At 45.5% G+C, this 20,908-nt stretch carries 17 protein-coding genes; 9 read left to right on the top strand and 8 right to left on the bottom strand.

Translation table 11 applies throughout. The annotated features are described in order from the left end of the window. Positions 1–96: 96 nt before the first annotated feature. Positions 97–1,344, bottom strand: a complete 1,248-nt coding sequence (locus ACXAGV_RS17025; RefSeq protein ID WP_474874263.1) for an ammonium transporter — start codon at positions 1,342–1,344, stop codon at positions 97–99. A gap of 32 nt (positions 1,345–1,376) precedes the next feature. Beyond that, positions 1,377–1,715: a P-II family nitrogen regulator gene (glnK, locus tag ACXAGV_RS17020; RefSeq protein ID WP_012516988.1), complete on the bottom strand. Its 339-nt coding sequence runs from the start codon at positions 1,713–1,715 to the stop codon at positions 1,377–1,379. Positions 1,716–1,996: 281 nt separating this feature from the next. Between glnK and ACXAGV_RS17015 the strand changes: the two genes are divergently transcribed. After that, a complete protein-coding gene (locus ACXAGV_RS17015) occupies positions 1,997–2,812 on the top strand; it encodes a hypothetical protein (RefSeq protein WP_474874262.1) in 816 nt (271 codons plus the stop codon). Positions 2,813–2,861: 49 nt separating this feature from the next. On the opposite strand, the gene ACXAGV_RS17010 is transcribed toward ACXAGV_RS17015, so the two are convergent. After that, positions 2,862–3,581 carry a helix-turn-helix domain-containing protein gene (locus ACXAGV_RS17010; protein WP_474874261.1) on the bottom strand — a complete coding sequence of 240 codons (720 nt, stop codon included), beginning with the start codon at positions 3,579–3,581 and terminating at the stop codon, positions 2,862–2,864. Positions 3,582–3,809: 228 nt separating this feature from the next. Here ACXAGV_RS17010 and ACXAGV_RS17005 point away from each other — a divergent pair, with 228 nt between their 5' ends. The 3 genes from ACXAGV_RS17005 to ACXAGV_RS16995 all read left to right on the top strand — a co-directional run bounded on the left by ACXAGV_RS17005 (position 3,810) and on the right by ACXAGV_RS16995 (position 7,245). Next, entirely contained in the window at positions 3,810–5,453 is a 1,644-nt protein-coding gene (locus ACXAGV_RS17005; protein WP_474874260.1) for an endonuclease, read from the top strand. A 211-nt stretch (positions 5,454–5,664) separates the two neighbouring features. Beyond that, positions 5,665–6,588 (top strand): DUF808 domain-containing protein, encoded by a 924-nt coding sequence (locus tag ACXAGV_RS17000; RefSeq protein WP_474874259.1) that lies wholly within the window; start codon positions 5,665–5,667, stop codon positions 6,586–6,588. A 372-nt stretch (positions 6,589–6,960) separates the two neighbouring features. Next, positions 6,961–7,245, top strand: coding sequence for a hypothetical protein (locus ACXAGV_RS16995; protein ID WP_474874258.1), 285 nt, complete (start codon positions 6,961–6,963; stop codon positions 7,243–7,245). 266 nt (positions 7,246–7,511) lie between these two features. On the opposite strand, the gene mrcB is transcribed toward ACXAGV_RS16995, so the two are convergent. Beyond that, positions 7,512–9,863, bottom strand: coding sequence for a penicillin-binding protein 1B (gene mrcB, locus ACXAGV_RS16990; RefSeq protein WP_474874257.1), 2,352 nt, complete (start codon positions 9,861–9,863; stop codon positions 7,512–7,514). A 268-nt stretch (positions 9,864–10,131) separates the two neighbouring features. Between mrcB and ACXAGV_RS16985 the strand changes: the two genes are divergently transcribed. Beyond that, on the top strand, positions 10,132–11,418 hold the full coding sequence (locus ACXAGV_RS16985; protein ID WP_474874256.1) for a lytic murein transglycosylase: 1,287 nt from the start codon (positions 10,132–10,134) through the stop codon (positions 11,416–11,418). 87 nt (positions 11,419–11,505) lie between these two features. On the opposite strand, the gene ACXAGV_RS16980 is transcribed toward ACXAGV_RS16985, so the two are convergent. Then, positions 11,506–12,318, bottom strand: coding sequence for a DUF4198 domain-containing protein (locus ACXAGV_RS16980; RefSeq protein ID WP_474874255.1), 813 nt, complete (start codon positions 12,316–12,318; stop codon positions 11,506–11,508). Positions 12,319–12,497: 179 nt separating this feature from the next. After that, complete coding sequence (locus ACXAGV_RS16975; RefSeq protein ID WP_474874254.1) at positions 12,498–15,221, bottom strand: ATP-dependent RNA helicase; 2,724 nt, start codon at positions 15,219–15,221, stop codon at positions 12,498–12,500. A 185-nt stretch (positions 15,222–15,406) separates the two neighbouring features. Between ACXAGV_RS16975 and thpR the strand changes: the two genes are divergently transcribed. Together thpR and purU are read left to right on the top strand one after the other, a co-directional pair. Next, positions 15,407–16,060 carry an RNA 2',3'-cyclic phosphodiesterase gene (thpR, locus tag ACXAGV_RS16970; protein ID WP_474874253.1) on the top strand — a complete coding sequence of 218 codons (654 nt, stop codon included), beginning with the start codon at positions 15,407–15,409 and terminating at the stop codon, positions 16,058–16,060. Between the two features lie 263 nt (positions 16,061–16,323). Further along, positions 16,324–17,178, top strand: coding sequence for a formyltetrahydrofolate deformylase (gene purU, locus ACXAGV_RS16965; RefSeq protein ID WP_474809134.1), 855 nt, complete (start codon positions 16,324–16,326; stop codon positions 17,176–17,178). Positions 17,179–17,259: 81 nt separating this feature from the next. Here purU and ACXAGV_RS16960 read toward each other — a convergent pair whose 3' ends face one another. Then, positions 17,260–17,742: a hypothetical protein gene (locus ACXAGV_RS16960; RefSeq protein WP_474874371.1), complete on the bottom strand. Its 483-nt coding sequence runs from the start codon at positions 17,740–17,742 to the stop codon at positions 17,260–17,262. 22 nt (positions 17,743–17,764) lie between these two features. Beyond that, complete coding sequence (locus ACXAGV_RS16955) at positions 17,765–18,283, bottom strand: YgjV family protein (protein ID WP_474874252.1); 519 nt, start codon at positions 18,281–18,283, stop codon at positions 17,765–17,767. Here ACXAGV_RS16955 and ACXAGV_RS16950 point away from each other — a divergent pair. Beyond that, positions 18,282–18,467, top strand: a complete 186-nt coding sequence (locus ACXAGV_RS16950; RefSeq protein WP_474874251.1) for a hypothetical protein — start codon at positions 18,282–18,284, stop codon at positions 18,465–18,467. The two genes, ACXAGV_RS16955 and ACXAGV_RS16950, sit on opposite strands and share 2 nt — an antisense overlap. Positions 18,468–18,536: 69 nt before the next feature. Further along, entirely contained in the window at positions 18,537–20,726 is a 2,190-nt protein-coding gene (locus ACXAGV_RS16945; RefSeq protein WP_474874250.1) for a M3 family metallopeptidase, read from the top strand. Positions 20,727–20,908: the final 182 nt, after the last annotated feature.

Raw genomic sequence — 20,908 nt, 5'->3', positions numbered from 1 at the left:
ATTGCATGAAACGAAAAAAGCCCCGCATTAGCGGGGCTTAAACGAAGTAATAAGGCATTATTGTTATTGTTGTTTCGTTGCCTAATCGAGACTCTCTTACGAACGGCTGCTTGTGAAGTCTGGGTATGCTTCCAGACCACATTCGCTCATGTCTACGCCGTCGAATTCTTCTTCTTCGCTCACACGTATACCCATCACCGCTTTAATCACTAGCCACACAACTAGGCTCACTACGAATACCCATACGAAGATAGTCGCTGCACCAATTAGCTGACCAGAAATGCTCGAACCGTCATTTGTGAAAGGCACAAGGATAAGACCTAGTAGACCAACCACACCGTGAACTGAAATTGCGCCCACTGGATCGTCAATCTTAAGTTTATCTAGTGCAACAATGCTAAGCACTACTAGGATACCGCCTAAGCCGCCAAATAGAGTAGCTTGAAGAGGCGTTGGAGTAGATGGCTCTGCCGTGATAGCAACAAGACCAGCTAGTGCACCGTTAAGTACCATAGTTAGGTCAGCTTTACCGAATAGAATGCGTGCTACGATAAGTGCAGCAATTGCACCACCAGCAGCTGCAGCATTTGTGTTCATAAATACAATCGCTACTGAGTTTGCACTTTCAACAGTTGCAGTAGCCAGTACTGAACCGCCGTTGAAGCCAAACCACCCCATCCACAGGATAAATGTACCTAAAGTTGCAAGCGGTAAGTTTGCACCTGGAATCGCGTTTACTTTACCGTCAGCGGTGTATTTACCCTTACGAGCACCAAGCACAAGTACACCAGCAAGCGCTGCAGCCGCACCGGCCATGTGAACAATACCTGAACCTGCAAAGTCAGAGAAACCAAGGTCGCCAAGCGTATACATACCGAATACTGCTTCGCCGCCCCATGTCCAAGCACCTTCCATTGGATAGATGAAGCCCGTCATAACAACTGCGAACGCTAGGAATGCCCAAAGCTTCATACGCTCAGCAACCGCACCAGATACGATAGACATTGCTGTCGCAACAAATACTACTTGGAAGAAGAAGTCAGCAGAAGGTGCATAGGTTGCTGGATCTTCAGCTACACCTGTTGCGCCGTCACCCATAATACCGCTTAGGAATGGACCCCAGTCGCCACCGCCGTACATAATGCCGTAGCCGCAAATCATGTACATGGTGCAAGCAATTGCAAATAGTGCCATGTTTTTAGTTAGAATTTCTGTGGTGTTTTTCGCTCGAACAAGACCAGCTTCAAGCATCGCAAAACCTGCAGCCATCCACATAACCAGTGCACCGCAGATTAGAAAATAAAAGGTATCTAGCGCATACCCAAGTTCAAAAGTGATTTCCATTATGGTTTTCTCCGCAAATATATCGTTGTGGCTTACAGCGCGTCGCTATCCGACTCACCAGTTCGAATACGAACGGCGTGCTCAAGGTCATAAACAAACACCTTGCCGTCTCCAATTTTGCCTGTTTTGGCAGCGCCAACGATGGCTTCTACCAGGCGCTCTACTTGATCATCCTGAACAGCAATTTCCAGTTTGACTTTAGGTAGAAAATCCACCTGATATTCCGCTCCGCGGTAAAGTTCAGTGTGTCCTTTTTGACGTCCAAAGCCCTTCACTTCGGTCACGGTCAAACCGTCGATACCGATTTCTGAAATGGCTTCACGAACATCATCTAGCTTGAACGGCTTGATGATCGCTGTGACTAGTTTCATGAGTTGCTCCCAGTTTGTTTTGGTTATTCTGTGATTTATGGTCGTGTTTCCAACTATGGGAAGATAAACCAAGAGCCATGCCACAAATTATTAGCTAAATAAATCAAATACATACATGCAAACGCTTCATGAACGCACAAAAATAATGCACACTAATGGTGCACTGTTAAAAATTTGCCCAATTTTGAAGCGGTATGAGGTTGCGGTAAGGTGAGAGGACTAAAAAGTGCGATGAAATTAGGACGGAACTATTCGATAGGGCCCATGGTCTGTTGTTTACTATGACGACTATCACCCCATCTTTCTTTGCGCCTGAGCGCAGCATTGAACACCATTCCGTTGCAAAGAAAACGGCGTGGCGCCCACTATTAATTTCGGGCTGTGCACATGTGTTTGGGGTCATCGTAGTGGTCATACTTTCTCAAATAGGCATCAACAACCAAAAAGCACGAGTAAATGTTTTGGAGCGAACGCCGGAGATAAGCGCCAGACTGTACTATCCCCCCGTTCCACGCCCTCCTGCCCAAGCTAAACCACAAGAAACTAAACCAATCGATGTTTCCCCTAAAAGGCAAGAAATTGAGTTGAAGCCTGACGCAACCAAAGCCACTGAAGCACTTGATAATAAAAATAAAATTGTGGAAAGCCCTGCGCCCAAGCAGAAGAAAAATACTGAACCCGATATACAGCAGGTACCCGTTGAAAATAAGCCATTAAATACGTCACCAACGCCTACCCTTTCAAAAGACGCAAATCGGCGCGCAGGCTCGTTGAATCTATCGGTAAAAGATGGCGCGGCTCTTTACTTTGAAAAGTATCACAGTGACAAAGTTGCTGAAGACGCTGAACAAGCAGCAACAGCATTTCAAAAACGTAAAGTTAGCCCGGTGCTCAGCGGACCAAGCACACAGCAAATACAAGCCAATGAAAGTAGACGCCCTTCAAAACGCGTAAACTGTAGCAGTACGACCAATAAAACTTTGGCGATATTGAGTGGTTTTACAGGTGGTACCTTAGAATGCACCAAAATGGACGACCACAAACGTTTTATAGACGCTAGAGTCAATAAACTTCCTAAAGACGAAGAGATGAACTAGTTGTCTCTACCAACGATTTACCGTCATATCAGGTAAGCCCTTATCACCGCTACTTTCTTTTGAAAAACTTAGGAGGTTGCCCGAAATGCGCTTTGAACCGGCGACTGAATGCTGCAACATCTTCATACCCTGTTAGCTGAGCTATACCCAACATTGGTGTATCGGTATTTCTAAGTAGTGCTTTGGCCTTTTCCATCCTCACTTTTACAAGGTAATCTCGTAAACTATGCCCGGTGGCTTCTTTAAAGCGTGTTTTGAATTGCGTTGTTCCCATGCAGGCTATCCGTGCTAACTCCACCTGTGTAAAGCCTCGGGCAAGGTCGCGATGAATATGGCTTAATACAGGAGTCATTCGCTTATCCATGCTGCATCCTTTCAAGGATGTTTCTAACAAGGTTAAAAATAGCGCCAGTATTTCTTCGTGGCCTTGGTCAGCAAACTGACTAATTTGAATCTCTACAAACGATAAAAACGCCTGTAATGCTGACGTTACCTGAAATATCGGGTGCAACCTGTCATTTAAATTAACTGGCACATACTCCAAGTCCGCCACAATAAATTTTGACAGTTCGTTAGCGCTAAAATAATGGACCTCATTCGGCGCTATGCATACGCCTTCGCCTACGCCTACTCGCCCGCTAAAGTTATCGATTTCTATCAAGATATGTCCGTTGATGGGCAGCACTAACTGAAAGTAGTTGTGTTTATGGCGGCACGTTTGCTTCGTATATGAGCGTACGGATAGCGATGGAATTGGGCTATCAGTCATTTTATTGCTCCCAACAGTCCATATAAGGTAGTACTGAACTTTTGCTTAACTCACCGTTTATTTGCATCTATTTCCTTGCCGTTAACTCAGTACTCTCTGCCGTTAGATTAAGCACTTTTATTCATTTTGTCACAAATACGTGCAATATTTGATACGCCTAGGAAGGCGTCGAACACTACGTTTAAGGAATAAATATACATTTAAAATAAAGACAATAACGGAAAATAAATGAATATAAACTTACGTCAAATAGTCGGCTTGGCAGGTGCGTTGTTACCCGCTATCGCCATGGGTCAGGTCTCCAACGGAGACTTTGAAACATGGACGTCTGGCGCACCTAATTCATGGTCAACTATCGACTCCGGCATTAGTGTAGTTGAAAACTCGGTCTACTCATTCTCGGGAAGCAAGTCTGCTGCAGTTACCGTCAATACGACAACGCAAGGTTCAACTGACTTCCGTCAGACAATCAATGTAACCGCCGGTCAAAATTATGAATTTTCAGTGAGGCTATATCACACTGAAGGTGCTGTAAAAGCGCGCCTATATGTAGACGGTTATCAAGGTTATTCTGACAACTCATTAACTGGAAACTGGCAACAGCTTACTTTCTCTTATTCCGCTACAGCGTCAAAAGAGATTGAGGTGGGTTTACGCTTTTATGATCAGACTGGCTTTGATGGTTCAGAAACCGTCTATGTAGACGCATTCGAGCCGACTACGCTTGGGTCAGGTGGCAATAACGGCGGTGGAAGCACGTGTGCTAGCCATTCAGGCGTTTTGAATTTAACTACCGACAATTACGGCAGTGAAACCAGTTGGCAAATAACTAACTCAAACAACCAAGTTGAAGCCTCTGGCAGCAGCTACGCAAGTAATCAAAGCTACACAGAAGCGGTTTGCCTTACCGATGGAGAATATACCTTTACCATAAGTGATGCCTATGGCGATGGGATCTGCTGCTCCTATGGCTCTGGAAGCTATAACTTGCTAATAGAGGGCGTGTCTGTTGCTAATGGCGGTTCTTTCGGCGCGAGTGAAAGCACCAACTTTAGCGTTGGCACAACGAGTGGCGGTGGCAGTGGTGGTGGTTCATCAGAACTCACTGGTTACTATGCAAGTGCCAACGGTCTGTCAGGCTATACGTTAAAAACCGAGCTTTACAACATTATCAAAAATCATAATACACAAAGCTATGGCGACCTCTGGACATTCTATATTTCATACACAAGCGACAGCTACTATGAAAATGACGGCTCCATTTTGGACATGTATTCAGAAAACCCAAATGGCAGTGACGCTTACAGCTACACGGCTGGTTCTGACCAGTGTGGCAGCTATAGTGGAGAAGGCAGTTGCTATAACCGCGAACACGCCTTCCCGCGCAGCTGGTTTGGCGGTGCAATCTCACCAATGAATACTGATGTTCACCACGTTTTTGCAACCGACGGCTACGTTAACGGTCGCCGAAGTAGCTATCCGTACGGTGATGTCGCAAGTGCTACTTATACGTCATCGAATGGTTCCAAACTGGGCGCTGGCTCTTCTGCTTCTGGATATACAGGCACCGTTTTTGAGCCCATCGACGAGTTCAAAGGTGACTTCGCTAGAGCGTATTTCTACATGGCGACACGTTATGAAAACGTCATTGCAAATTGGGAAACAAATAGCACCTATGGTGACGCAGTATTGGATGGTACGAGTGATCAAGTATTCGAAAGCTGGTTCTTAACTCTGCTTTTAAGCTGGCATTCTCAAGACCCTGTAAGCCAAAAGGAAATCGATAGGAATGACGCTGCCTTCAATTTCCAGAACAATCGAAACCCTTTCGTTGATCATCCAGAACTGGTAAACAACATTTGGGGTAATTAACTTCAACATGAGAAGAGCACGGCGTGCTCTTCTCAACTCACACTTCCTCTGATTTCGCCTTTTCTGTTGGTGATAGCCCTGAAAATTGCCTAAAAAGAACTGTGATTTATCAGCATTATTCCTGATTGTATATCACCCATGTTTTAAGTACGCTAAGCTGCTATTTACTGGGGATTACTCTAACTGTAATACATAACAAAGGATATTCGACGTGGCCGCAGCTAACTTACTTGCCCTACTTGATGATATAGCAACGTTAATGGACGACATCGCAACCATGTCGAAAGTCGCTGCGCAAAAGACAGCGGGCGTTTTGGGCGACGATTTAGCGGTAAACGCCGACCAGGTTCAAGGCGTTAAAGCAGACCGAGAGCTACCTGTTGTATGGGCAGTAGCAAAAGGCTCACTTATTAATAAAGCGATATTGGTTCCTGCGGCATTAGCCATCAGTGCTTTTGTGCCCTCACTTATAACCGTCCTTTTGGTACTGGGCGGGTTATATTTATGTTTTGAAGGTGCAGAAAAACTGCTGCACAAATATCTTCCCCACGAAGATGAAGAAAAAAAACGAGAAGCCAGAATAGAAGCGCTTACCCACGAAGATGTGGATATGGTAGCTTTTGAGAAAGATAAAATTAAAGGCGCTATACGCACAGACTTTATACTGTCTGCTGAAATCATTGTAATTGCATTAGGCACAGTGACCGATGCAACACTTACTACGCAAATTGGTGTACTAGTGGCACTAAGCTTAGCGATTACCCTTGGCGTTTATGGGCTGGTAGCGGCACTCGTTAAAATGGACGATGTTGGGCTTTACATGCTTCGCAAGTCGTTAACAGGTTCAATGAACACTCTTCAACGATTTATTGGCAGAGCGTTATTAGTTGCCGCCCCCGCACTAATGAAAACCCTTGCGGTTGTAGGCACTGTTGCTATGTTTTTAGTCGGTGGTGGCATCCTCACACACAGCATTGGCTTTTTGCACGTTATTACCGACTGGTTTACTGCACTTATCCCAGACGCATCGCTGGTTATGTCTATACTTGCTGATGGTGTTGTTGGTATTGCTGCTGGTGTGATCATTGCGCTAGTAGTGACAATGGTTTCACAATTTAGAAGTAAAGCGCCCTAAACCTATTCACTCTTTTATACATTGGCGGCGCTGTTCTTTTTTATAGACTAGCGCCCCTATTTTTGACCTTTCTCATGGTCACCAGTGTCGCTGCACAAATGTTAGAAAATTTGCGTTAGTCATTTTGACCACCTCTACATTAAATTCGCTAAATTTTAGTATTTCTTTAATTCCTCAATTTCACCTTCATTTTTCACTAAAAGTTAAAATTCATTAAATTCATATACTTACCTTATTTTTACGAGTTGGCACATCCCTCGCTATAAACTAATTGTTAATTGATAACGACTTATTATCGAAACCTTTAGCAACATGATAGCTGCCACGCAGTATGTTCAAGTGCAGTGTCTAACTTAATTTTTGGAGATTACTATGTTTATCGGTCGCAAAACTTTCACTGCACTAACTTTAGCAACTAGCGTATTGGGCGCTTCAGCGTTCGCTGACGACACTCAGAACAACATTGTTTCGCATACAGATTTTTTCGTTGAAAGCGCCATGCACGACGTAAAGCAGAACTTGGACCTAGGCGTGACTTACGACGTGTTAACTGCAAGCCATACGTTTGAGCCAGAAGTAGAAGAAGCAAATGCATTGGTTGCTGACATTACTATTACGCCGATTGAGCCTATCAGCTCAGACGATAACGACGCATAAGGAGAATGCACATGTTAACCGCCGCAACCCTATTTATGGTGGTACTCGGTCCGGTTATTGCGTTTGTAGTCAGTGCGCTGGTGTTTTCAACAGCGCGCCTATTCCTTCAGAAAGGTCACTGAAAACGCAATAAAAACAAATAGGAACCTTGCCGACTACCGCTAACAAATTTGCCTCCCTGGGCCTTTTACTCCAGAGGGAGATAGAAAGCACTGACAGTATCCCAGCCAAGTGATTGTGTTTTCTATCTTCTTACTGGAGTTTTTTTACCCGAATATGCGTTCCCACCAACTTTTTTCATCTTTATCGCTATTTTCATCTACAGGACGGCCTGAGCAGTCTTGTTGCGGTGGAGGAAGCACATCCAAAATAGCCGGTACGCTTAAACTGCCTGCACACCCTGCGACCACAACCGCACCTGTCTTGGCGTCAAAGTGTGCGATACCTAAGCCTTTGGGGAAACGCCTTGATAAGGACTTGGGCGACTGAGACTTCATATAGTTAATAAAGACGGGCAAGGCGCCACCTGCACCGGTTAAATTAACCGGTTGGTTATCGTCGTTGCCGACCCAAACCGTGACCACATTGTTTCTATCAAAACCGCTGAACCAGCTATCGCGATAATCGTCTGTGGTGCCCGTTTTGCCAGCCATATTCACATTGCCAAAATTCCAGCCGATACGCTTCGCAGTACCTTCGGTAGTTACTTTATACAAGGCATAGTTGAGCAAATAGGTCGCCGCTTCATCAGTGCGCTGAGCAAAAAACTCCGCTTTTTTCCAAAGCAGCGCGTTATCTGCTGTTACTACGGAAGTCACCGTATGAAGAGGGATATAACGCCCATCGTTCGATAAGGTTTGATACATTTGATTGGTACTAAACGGCGTTAGTTCGAAGGCGCCAAGGGTCAACGACGGCACTTTATCTATCGGAGTAGTAACCCCTAAGCGCTCAATGGTATCGGCCAACGCATCTAGGCCTATTTGCATGCCTAAATTAACTGTTGGCACGTTCAAAGACTCAACTAGTCCTTGAAGTAAAGGCACTTGGCCTCTGAACTCTTTATCGTAGTTTTGCGGCGACCACGTGTTTCCATTTCGACTTTCAAGGGTAATGGGCTCGTCTTTAAGCGGTGTTGCCAAGTTAAATTGTGTTGGATCTTCTAGCGCGGTTAAATAAACCGCAGGTTTAATCAGCGAGCCTATTGGGCGTTTTGCGTCAAGCGCTCGGTTAAAGCCTTTAAACGCAAAGTCTTTTCCGCCAACAATAGCGCGTACTTCACCAACTGCGCTGTCTGTGACGACCATTGCGCCCTGTAATGGCACTTTCCTATCTTTTTGCAAACCGTCTAATGTGCCTGACAATGCACTTTCTGCACGGCGCTGAGCTACGATATCAAGTGTTGTGAACACTTTTACGCCCGAGTCTCTTAAACTTGGCTCTGCTAAAATTTCATTAAGCTCTCGACGTACTTGCTCCATGAAAGCCGGGTGTTTACCGCTTGCTAAGCTTGCACCACTGGCAAGCCCTAACGGCATATTCACAAAGCGTTCGTAGTCTTGGCGGCCAATTTCATTTTCATCAAACAACATGCGCAGCACTAAGTCACGACGCTCTTTTGTGCGCTCAGCATATTTGCGTGGGTTGTAATAAGAAGGGCCCTTGATTATGGCAACCAGTGTGGCTATCTCTGGTGTACTTAACTCGTTAGCTGGTCGGTCAAAATAGAAATAGCTGGCAAGTCCAAAACCATGTACGGCCATGTCACCATTTTGACCTAGAAACACTTCGTTCAAATACGCTTCGATAATTTCTGATTTGCTGTAACGTGCGTCTATAATCACCGCCATAATGGCTTCTTTTGCCTTACGCACAATTGAGCGCTCACGGGTTAAAAACATATTTTTAACTAGCTGCTGCGTCAGCGTGCTGCCACCTTGAACCGTACGACCAGCAGCAATATTCGCCATTAGCGCTCGCAATATTGAAAGTGGTGCAACGCCATGGTGATTATAGAAATTGCGGTCTTCCACTAGCGTTAGCGCTTTAGGTAACATTTCAGGAATAGTATCAAGGGTCACCAACATTCGGTCTTCTTGGGAGCCACTTGTCATACGCGTTACTAACCAAGGTTCAAGTTTTGCAGAGCCATAAGGGCGCCCTTGCGATTTGTCATAGATTTCCCCAATGCGTGCACCTTCCCACGTTATTACTAAGTGTCGAAGAGGCTCAGCGCCTTCAGGAAACTGAAAGGCGCGGCGCTGCACAGTCAGAACTTTATTTTGATAGCTATATTCACCGCTACTGTCGGCAAAGGTTACCTTGCGGTAGCCCAACAAATTGAGCTCATCAATGACTTCTTGGGGCGTTATCTCTTCACCTTTACTGACTTCCAACGGGCGGGCAAAGATCTGAGCGGGGACTTCCCACTTGTTCCCCGAGAACGCGTGCTTAATTTGTGCGTCAAGGTAGAAGGCATAAGCCCCAAGCACGACCAAGCCAATTAAAGTGACTCGCCAGAACAGTTTGAAAAACCACGAGCGCTTGGCAGAGCCATTACCATTGCTTGATGCGTTACTTTTTGAAGATGAATTGTCTTTTGTCTGTCTTTTTGCCACGTGAAAACGCCATGAAGATCATTGAGGATGACATCGCACATATTGCGATATGGATTTAACGAACGCCTTTTAAAACGTTAGTTCTAATACTGTTAACATTACCATTCGGGCCACCTCTCAACAACTGTTTCCAAATATGCACACTCCGAATTTGTATACTTCTGAAACGTCCCATGGCGCTAATATGTTGAAGGACTAAAATGAATTTTACTCGCGTTTCACGGTCACAATGCGATAGCATGCTGGCAAGTAACACAGGAACCGTACTATGCGCTTAGCTTCATTTAAGTCTTCTTTTTTCTCTACTCGTTCGCCTAAAGGGGCCAAGTCTTACGCCTCATTTCTTCGACCGTCACTTCGCACGTCTATGGCGCTGCTTCTAGCGGGTGCGACAATGAATTCAGCGCTAGCCAATGAACAATTCGCTAGCTGCACTGCAGTGCTTGCCGACAAAGCCAAGCAGGAAGGGGTTAGCCAGCAGACTATCGATGATGTGTTTCCTCGTCTTGTTCACCAGGACCGTGTGATTGAGCTAGACCGAAGCCAACCAGAATTTGTACAAACCTTTCCAGGGTACTTCAGCAAGCGCGTTACCGATTGGCGTACCGAAAAAGGTAAAGAGATGTATGCAAAGCATGAAAAACTTTTGCATAAGCTAAGTGAAAAATACGGCGTGCCTCCCCACTACCTGCTTGCTTTCTGGGGGCTAGAGACAAACTTTGGCTCTTATAAAGGCAAAATGCCGGTACTCGATTCTCTTGCTACTCTGGCTTGTGATAAACGAAGAAGTAAGTACTTTACCCAAGAGTTTCTTGTGGCCGTGAAGCTGATGGAACGAGAGAAGCTGCAAAAAGAGGACATGATTGGTTCGTGGGCTGGCGCTATGGGCCACACTCAGTTTATGCCTTCGGCCTATACCCACTATGCCATTGACGGCGACGGCGACGGGCAAATTAATTTGTGGGCAAGTGAAGAAGATGCGTTGTCTTCTGCGGCAAACTTCCTTGCCAACTTGGGTTGGGAGCGCAGCTTCCGCTGGGGACGTGAAGTGCAATTGCCTGAGAACTTTGACTACCAAGTGTCAGGCTATAAAAATAGAAAATCTCTTAGCGAATGGAATGCCCAAGGCGTGAAAAAAGCTGATGGTTCTAAGTTGGGCGATGACGACACTACGGCCTATGTAATCGTCCCTGCAGGTCACAACGGCCCCGCTTTTATCGCCTACAAAAACTTCCGCGTTATTATGCGCTGGAACAACTCTGAGTTTTATGCCATTGCCGTTGGCGTATTGGCTGACCGCATAGCTGGGGCGTCTGGTATTAAAGCAACCTTACCTGATCTCCCCGCCTACAGTCGCAAAGACATTATTGCGCTTCAAAGTAAGCTGAATAATTTAGGCTTCGATGTGGGCAAACCCGACGGCATTATTGGCCCTGCCACTCGCGAAGGTATTCGCAACTACCAAATTAGTAACAATATGATCGCAGACGGGTTTCCAGGCCTGGAAGTGATGGCAGCACTAAATATTGACCTAGCAAGCAAGACTACCTCGTAGTCTTGATGAAAACAGCGCCCTTTCGGGGCGCATTAATCATTTGGTATTTTCAGTGACCGGTAAGATAAAAACCGTTCAGCTTATTGGTTACTGAACGTATTCAAACGTTAGGCTTGAAAAGTAAGTTTCAAAATCTGTTTCAGAACTATTTGTAAGGGGTACGCCCCAAACCGTATTTAGCATCACCGGCCCTTCGACATTAAGTTTAAACGTCGCCTTCCCTTCACTGTCAGTTTGAATCGCTTGTACTTCGGCGCTGTGGTCAACCAATGATGCTGCATCGATAAGTGCATTGCTTAAGGGCTTTCCTTTGAACAAAACCTGAACAGATAGAGTGTTATCTTCAAGATTATAAGGGTGTTCAAGGGGCACTATTTCTAGCGTATGGCCTATGGGTTTTAGCGCATTATCCGTTGTTGACTCACCCACTTGCACAATGGTTTTTGCTTTCCTTGAATAAAGCTCTTTTCCGGCAATATCACTCTGCCCTCTCGCCTCGCGATAGCTCAATATCTCAGTTAAGCCTTCATCTTTTGCATACTGATTAAATTTCTTCGCTTTTAGTACACTAGTAGCATGGTAGCTCTCAAACCCTATAACGTGAGTGCCAGGTGAAAGCTCGACCGTTTTAGCCATGCCCGGTAGCATTGACGTTTTAGGTACTACGCTGGCGGCCATATCAGTCACACCGTCAGATGAATAGGTACGCAACGCGACTATTCTATCCCACGCAAGGTTCCAATGAGAGGTATCTTCTTTATGGCCCACTTTAAACTGCAAGGCAACAGCATTTGGCTCTTGTGAACGGTAGTTTGCTGGCTCTAACCAAAAATCGTGAGCCTGAGCGCTTAAAGATGTAGCAAACAGAAAGCCCGCGGTAGCTAAACTGGATAATTTCATAGCGTAAGGTTACCTGAATAAAAGTTTGTAATTGCTACCATCAACTTAGCTTAGTTTTTATTGTGTGACCACTGTCGTTAAAAACAGACTGTGTAAGAAACTGGTGTATAAGCAATGGCTGGTGTTTGTAATACACAACAATCATTTGAAAACCGTAAGAGGTATGGCCGCAGTAGCGGCTACATATGTTTTTTTGTTTTACTGGTCGGCAATGCATTGGCAGGGTCATCCGGCCAAAAGTGCTTGGGGTAACGTCCCTTCATCTCTTTTTGTATTTCCTTGTAGCTGCCTTGCCAAAACGCACCTAAATCACTGGTGGTTTGCAGTGGCCTGCCTGCTGGCGACAGCAGCTCGCACACAACAGTCACTCGCCCACCCGCTAAGGTTAGTGGAGTGCTTTGCGAATACAATTCTGGCATTTTGACCGACAGCACTACATCTCCATTGTCGCGATAATCTAGGCTAGCCTCTCTGCCCGTAGGAATAGTCATGTGAGTGGGCAAAAGCGTGGCTAATGCGTCTTGCAGAGGCCAAGATAACCCATTATTTAAGGCCGTCTTCCACGGTAACTGCTTAAGGTTTTTAATACTTTTACAGCTTTTTAAAACAGGCGCTAGGCTATCTTTTGCCCTATGCACCAGGTCGCTCAATGACAATGGCCAGGGATCTGGCTCATCGAAGGCTTTATCTTGCGGCAGATTTAGCTTTGCGGCCATTTGAACTCTTCGCCACCATTGCCAATCTGCGTCAGAAAGCGGCCAGCTCGATAGAGGAAGTGCATCAAGATACGCGAACCATGCGTTGCATAACGCATCGTCCCAAAACGCTTTTTCGCGACTTTTTTCCTGTCCGGATACTGGCGCACTATTTAGCGTTATGTCATAAAACCCCGTACTTACTCTGGCTTCCATTACGCCAGTGTCGCTGTTAAGAATAACGCTACGCTTTTCGCTAAATGCGTCAGGAAAAGCTAAACGCAACAAGCGTTCGGGAACATGCTGAGCCAGGCGTATTGTCACCGTGCTTTTAATTAGCTGCCCCTCAAGCACCGCTATCCAAGGTTCATTATCTTTCTCGCTTTCATTGGAAAATGTATTACCGGCTGTAGCGGTTAGCTCAGCCCCCTTCCCACTCGCCAACTTGTACTCAATAATATGAGACTGAGAAGCACTGCTTCGTGTAGCTCCTTTTATTACGGCTTTCGAATTACCAGAGTTACCGCTATTACCGCTCGGCGCACTGCGCCTATAGCCCACCTGCAAAGGAAATGCGATGGCGATACAAAGTCCAAGGGCTTGCTCGTCTAGTTCGTTAATATCAGGCTTAAAGCGTTGTGCTTTTCCTTCATTATTTTGCACGTAGCGCGCATAACGGGAAGCTTGCTGTGTAAGCTGACTGCGCGTGTTGCTGTTGGCGTGGAGCAGCGCATTCATGACATTTGTTGCGCCACCCACACTGATATTACTTTCGCTCATTGCCACAACAAAGGGAGCAGCGTGGCGAAGCGCGTCGTTGTCATCAGCACTTAACCCGCCTATGCCTGTTTTTGTCGTTAGCAATAAATGGGCTAAATGAGGCTGACAAGGTAGCTGGGCCAGCGCTCTTCCATAGGGAGTGATGCTGGATTGTGAGATAGCATTAACCCGCTGAAGCTTCTGTTGTGCCACCTGCTGCTGCGCTGGTGTAGGCTTCGTCAACAATGCCAAGGACTCTGGGCTGCTGCCCCAGGCTAAGGTATCAAGCAAGAAGCTGCTTAAATCCTCTTTTTCAATTTGCGCCGCATTGTGTTTCGCCAAACGCTCGAAGCTGCTTTTGCTACACAAACGATAGCAGGTCCCGGCCATTACACGCCCCGCGCGTCCTGCTCTTTGAATGGCAGATGCTTGCGAAATGCGCTGCTGGGTAAGCGCAGTTATATCACTGGACGGATGATACTGAGCACTGTTTTCCCAAAGACTATCAATAACCACTGTCACGCCTTCAATGGTTAAACTTGTCTCTGCAATATTGGTAGATAATATGATTTTTCGCTTGCCCTGTGGGTCTGGCGCAATGGCTGCTTGTTGCGCTGATTTTCCTAAAGCACCGTAGAGCATGTGAACGGCTATGTCCGCACTTTCAGCTAATCCTTTTGTTTCTCTGGCAACAGCATTTATGCTACCTCGGCCGGGAAGGAACACTAAAATATCACCATCGTGCTCGCTTACTGCCTGTTTTAAGAGATTACTGGTTTTCGGTATCAACTCATAAGCCTGCACATCTTGGGTGTAGCGAACATCAACAGGAAACATACGACCTTGAGTTTCTAAGTTCGCTACTGGCAGTACGCTAAACGCATCAAGCAATGTTTGAAGTGGCGTAATATCCAAAGTAGCCGACATCACCACTAGGCGTAAGTCATCGCGAAGTCCAGACTGGACTTCAAGTGCCAGTGCCAAACCAAAGTCACTATGAATACTGCGCTCATGAAATTCATCGAAGACAATAGCATCCACACCGGTAAGCTCTGGGTCTTGCTGAATCATGCGTGTTAACACGCCCTCGGTTATTATCTCAAGCCGAGTAGCAGGCGATGTTTTCGACTCACCCTTTATACGATAACCAACTGTTTCACCCACACTTTCATTTAACTGTTTTGCTAAGTGGTCAGCAAGATTTCTTACCACCACCCGGCGTGGCTGCATAAGCAGTATTTTTCCCTTTAGCGAAGATTGCAGCAGTGACAAAGGCAGTACAGTAGATTTCCCTGCCCCCGGAGGCGCCCCTATGATGATGTTGTTAGTAGCTACGGCTTCTTGTAGCGGCGTAACAAGTTCATAAGCGGGTAGGTGAGAAAACGGCTGTAACATAAAGGGCATAAAGGTGTTATAAGTTGGTGGGTATAGTGTACCTGATGTAAACAATGCACTCGAACATCACAGCTATTTTTTTAAATTTGGTAAATATTCAATACGCGCGACTTGTTTTGGAACTCGTCCGCAGCGCCATGATAAACTTATTATTGTACGGACGTTCGTTGCCTTCTTAAGCTTATGGGCAGCATCACTACGTATGTACAAAGATAGGGCAAATTTAAAGGAGGAAAGCTATGCGAAGCTTTATTGGTTTAGATCTTAGCGCCACAGAAAAACTTGCTCTAGATAGCTGGCGTCAACAGGCGTTGCCTGAAGTAATGCCCCGTCAATGGGTGAAAAGCGAGGTGACTCGTACTCGTAAGTCTGGCAACAAGCGTAACGAGCACATCAACAATCAAGGGCCTGCAATACCTTATGCAGTGCCAGCAGCAAACTTTCATATCACGCTTTGCTTTTTAGGCGAAATAAATCACCGTCAGCACGAGGCGCTTGTGTATGAACTCGATCAGCTCGTCAGTGAACCCTTTTCTCTAACTCTCAATGCCACTGGGTTATGGAATGGACCTAAAATACTCTTTGCTGCGCCCACTGAAACACCAAAGGCACTTAATGAACTCGCTAAATTATCGAGAAAAGCGGCCCGTAAAGCAGCAATCGAAATAGAAAGCAGAGAGTATAAGCCTCACGTTACGCTTGTAAGAAAGGCTACGTCGACATTGCCGCTACCGCTTTACAGCCCCAATGTAGACGTTCACGTTTCGGCATTTCACCTATTTGAATCTGTGACTACGCCGCAGGGGGTGACCTACCCTATTCGTCAATCTTGGCCGTTAAAACACAATATGTCGGTAAGAGAGAAACTTCGCCGCGGTATTACAGATGAGTAAAAAGAGGCTAGTAAAGAGCGGCGAACTAAGAAAAATGTACTGCCGAGCTGGGTTATCCGCATCTGTACCGCTATAAAAATACCTTTTTATAGCTAAGCAGCCTTGATGACTGAGAGCAATGACCGAGAGCAATGACTGAGAGCAATGACTGAGAGTGATTATGAGTTATAGCAATTTAAGCTGGTTTTAAATTGCCTATAACCTTTACAACGCCTAGCGTCACGGGTAAAAAGATAGCCTGTTTTTCTATTCAAACTGCCCACATGCAACAAACATTTAGATTAGTTATAGACTGCCCCGACCAAATCGGGCTAGTTGCCAGCGTGTCGCAATTTTTAGCCGACCACAACGCAACCATCGTTGAAGCCAGCCATCATACCGATTTACAAACCGGCCGCTTTTTCATGCGCCATGAAATTAGTACCGATTCGCTTAAGTTAGATCACCAAAGCTTTGTTAAAGAGTTCACCCCACTTGCTAACGAGTATCAGATGAACTGGAAACTCAGTGATTCAGACAAAAAGCAGCGCGTTGCTTTGTTAGCGAGCCTTGAATCTCACTGTTTAGTTGACCTGCTTCACCGCTGGCACACTGGCGAACTACACTGTGATATTCCAGTGATTATTGGCAACCACCCGCAAATGAAACAGTTTGCCGACTGGTATAAAGTCCCTTTCCATTGGGTAGACTTTAAGGCGTTAGGCAAAGACGCGGCGTTCGCGCAAATCACTACCTTACTTCAAGAATACAAAATTGATTTGACCGTGCTTGCCCGTTTCATGCAGATTTTACCTGATACGCTATGCCAAGAGCTGGAAGGTAAAGCCATTAATATTCACCACAGCTTCCTACCTAGCTTTGCCGGTGCTAAGCCATATCAACAAGCCTATGATCGCGGCGTAAAACTAATTGGCGCAACCTGTCATTACGTCACCAAAGATTTAGATGAAGGCCCAATCATTGAGCAAAGCGTTAAACGTATCAGCCATAGCGACAGCGCAGCTGACATGGTGCGCAAAGGTAAAGACTGTGAAGTAACCGCACTGGCTCACGGTGTGCGCTACCATTTAGAAGACCGCGTAATTATTCACAGAAACAAAACCGTGGTATTCGCGTAAGTCTTCACACTGATGAAATTAAAAAAGCCCGCTAGTCAAAGTTACTAACGGGCTTTCTATTTAACACTAGCTTTGCTCTATCTACACGTTAACTTTGACGTTGTTAAACCCATCCTCACCAAGCACCTCTAAAAGCCTCGCTTTTATCACAGCTTCCTTATGAGGATAGTGAAAATCAAACCCTTTGCCGTTGCCGCTTTCCAAGATAACGCCAAGGTAATGGTGAGAGAAGTTAAGTGCATAGATAGTATTGGCGTTAACCCTGAGGGGCTGGCGATCAAATCCATGTAAAAAGTGAAACACTGCAAAATCACCATCTTTTTCTATCAATTTTTCAATGGGGTATTTATTACCAAAGCGTCTACTTCTTAAATAAGAGAAAAAGCCAATACATAACCCTACGCTACCGATAGTAGACGGGAGCTTTAATTCACCATCTGCATTTATGTTAAAAATAAAAAGAGCGAGTAAAAGAGCCGGAGCACCGAAAAATAGAGCTTTGTCGATGGGTTTGCGTTGCATTACCTTGCCTGTGGATTCAATTCCGTTTGACAATAAATACATCACAAAACGACTATATATTCAACTAAATTGGGCTGGTACGCATGGCACGTCTTAGCTTCATGTAATACCACAGGTTCGAGGCTGCAAACAGGGCTTCAGTAATGGCTAATCCCCACGTTTGCGTAATTATTCCGTACGCAGTGAAGTTGATGGAGCCAATAATCATGCATACCCTTAAACCCGCTTCCTTACAGTGAAGTTCACCAAACCGGTATGCCATAAAAGTTAACACCGGCATAGCTTCAACTAACGATGTTTTACCGGTTAGGTTATTCACCGTCAGCACAATAACCATCATAGAGATTAATGTAATGTAGGTTGCAACAGGAGACAGTAGCTTTTGTTTTATTAAACGATAACTGGTACTCAGCCCTGCCACCGTAATAACTACGGCACCTCCCCACGCTTGCTCGAAAACCAAAAGTGAGCCGATAGCAATACATAACCCTAAATTCAGTAGCAGTAATTTACGTTCAGTGTTCGACCAAAAAGAGGCCAAAGCGAATGCAACGGGAAACGCGTGAAGAAGTAATTCAAACATGATGGTCACAGTAAAAAAGTCAGTGGTTTACGAGCTGCGGAAGACAGCTATTCAGAACGCGCGCAGTGTAATTTCCAACCAGCATAAAGCCAATCAAAATTTGACCAATTTCGACGAATTGCATATCAGCGCGATTGCTCTTCAAACCGCTGTGCTGCAAGGAATTACGTTAAAGAGCATTTAACTTATTTTTACATTATCTTAAGATGGTTTTTGTCAAAAAACCTATAGATAAAAACAGACAGGAAAACTCATGGGTAAATTTAAATCATCACTCACCGCTATGGCGGTTGTGGTTGCACTCGGTGCATGTTCAGAACAAAAAGCACCTGAGACCACCAGCACAGATGTTCAAAATACAGCGACATCTCAACAAGCACAGTTTGATAACGTGCTGCTTCAAGAGTTTAAAGGCCCGTACGGCGGTGTGCCTGCTTTCGATAAAATGAATTTGGAAGATTTGAAGCCTGCGCTAGAAAAAGCCATGGAACTGAATCTTAAAGAAATTGAAGCCATCGCAAATAACGAAGCGCCACCAACGTTTGAAAACGTTATTGTTGAAATGGAGCGTGCAGGTGCAGAGCTTGGACGCGTATTCACGTATTACGGCATTTGGAGCTCGAACAAGTCTAGCCCTGAATTCCGCGAAATTCAGGCCGAGATGTCACCCAAGCTATCAGCTTTCTTCACTCAAATTACGCAAAATGAAAAGCTTTTTGAGAGAGTCAAAACGGTATACGAATCTGACGAGTTAGATTCACTTACGCCAGAAGAACAGCGTATTACGTGGATGACTTACAATAGCTTCGCGCGCAACGGTGCGACGTTAGATGGCGAAGCGAAAAAGCGCTACGCTGAAATTAACCAAGAACTTGCTACGCTGCACACCAAGTTTTCTAACAACGTGCTAGCAGACGAAGAAAACTACGTTACTTTTATTACTGAAGACCAGCTTGACGGCCTACCCGCTTCGTTTGTAAAGGCAGCTAAAGCGGCGGCCGAGTCTCGCGGCGAAGAAGGTAACTACGCGATCACCAATACGCGTTCATCGATGGACCCGTTCTTGACCTACTCTACAAACAGAGAGCTTCGCGAGAAAGTTTGGCGTACCTACTACAACCGTGGCGACAATGCTGACGAGTTTGATAATAACGACATTATTAAACGTATCTTAACTCTTCGTGACGAGCGCGTTGAGCTGCTAGGTTACGAAAATTATGCTCAGTGGCGTTTAGAAGATCGCATGGCGAAGAACCCAGAAAACGCCATGGATCTGATGATGAAAGTATGGCCTGCCGCCATTGCTCGCGTTGAAGAAGAAGTGGCTGACATGCAGGCTATTGCCGATAAAGAAGGTGCAGACATCACGATTGAACCTTGGGACTACCGCTTCTATGCAGAAAAAGTGCGCCAAGCGAAATACGACCTAGATTCAAACGAAGTTAAGCAGTATTTACAGCTTGATAAGCTTCGCGAAGCGATGTTCTACGTTGCAGGTCGCTTGTTCAACTTCAACTTCACACCTGTTGAAGAAGGCAAAGTACCGGTTTTCCACGAAGACGTGAAAGTATGGGAAGTAACTGACAAAGACAGCGGTGAGCATATCGGCCTTTGGTACCTTGACCCATTCTCACGCCAAGGTAAGCGCTCTGGTGCTTGGGCAACTACGTATCGCTCTTACACTACTTTCGATGGCAAGAAGACCGTATTGTCTTCAAACAACTCGAACTTCGTGAAAGGTGCTGATGGCGAAGCTACGCTTATTTCGTGGGATGACGCTGAAACCTACTTCCATGAATTTGGTCATGCCCTTCACTTCTTAGCGTCTGATGTTGAATACCCGTCTTCGCATTCTGGCGTGCGCGATTACACTGAGTTCCAGTCTCAGTTATTAGAGCGCTGGTTGACCACCGATGAGGTAATCAACAACTATCTGGTTCACCATGAAACAGGCGAGCCAATTCCAGCAGAACTAGTTGAAAAGATTAAGAAGGCCTCAACCTTCAACGAAGGCTTTAAAACTACCGAGTACATGGCTTCTGCCATTATGGATCTGAAGTATCACACAACGGATCCTAGCAAGATTGACCCTGACACTTTTGAGCGTGAAGAGCTTAGAAAGCTTGATATGCCAGAAGAAATCGTAATGCGTCACCGTTCACCTCATTTCGGGCATGTGTTCTCAGGCGAAGGTTATGCCGCAGCCTATTATGGCTACATGTGGGCAGAAGTGCTGACAGCTGACGCAGCAGAAGCCTTTATGGAAGCACCGGGTGGTTTCTACGATAAAGAAGTAGGCGATCGCTTAGTGAAATACCTATTCGCCGTACGTAATGCTATGGACCCAGCCGAAGCTTACCGCAAATTCCGTGGCCGCGATGCCAAAGTAGACGCTCTAATGCGTGACCGCGGTTTCCCTATTCCTAAGGAAAATAAAGAATAAGCGAAATGGCGACAGCAGCGGGATAAGTCACGTCTGCGACTGACCAAATCCTTTTTCTAAATGTTAGGCTCTCGTATTTGTTTCGGCAAATACGAGAGCCTTTTTATTTATCCCCTACATATATAATGGATAATGTTTCTATTGACCTGTTGGTCAATTATGCTTCACAATCACTATGATTT

Source organism: Alteromonas sp. ABH4_453 (assembly GCF_056160665.1).
The sequence above is the reverse complement of the archived record's forward strand: the minus strand, read 5'-3'. Positions and strand labels throughout refer to the sequence as shown.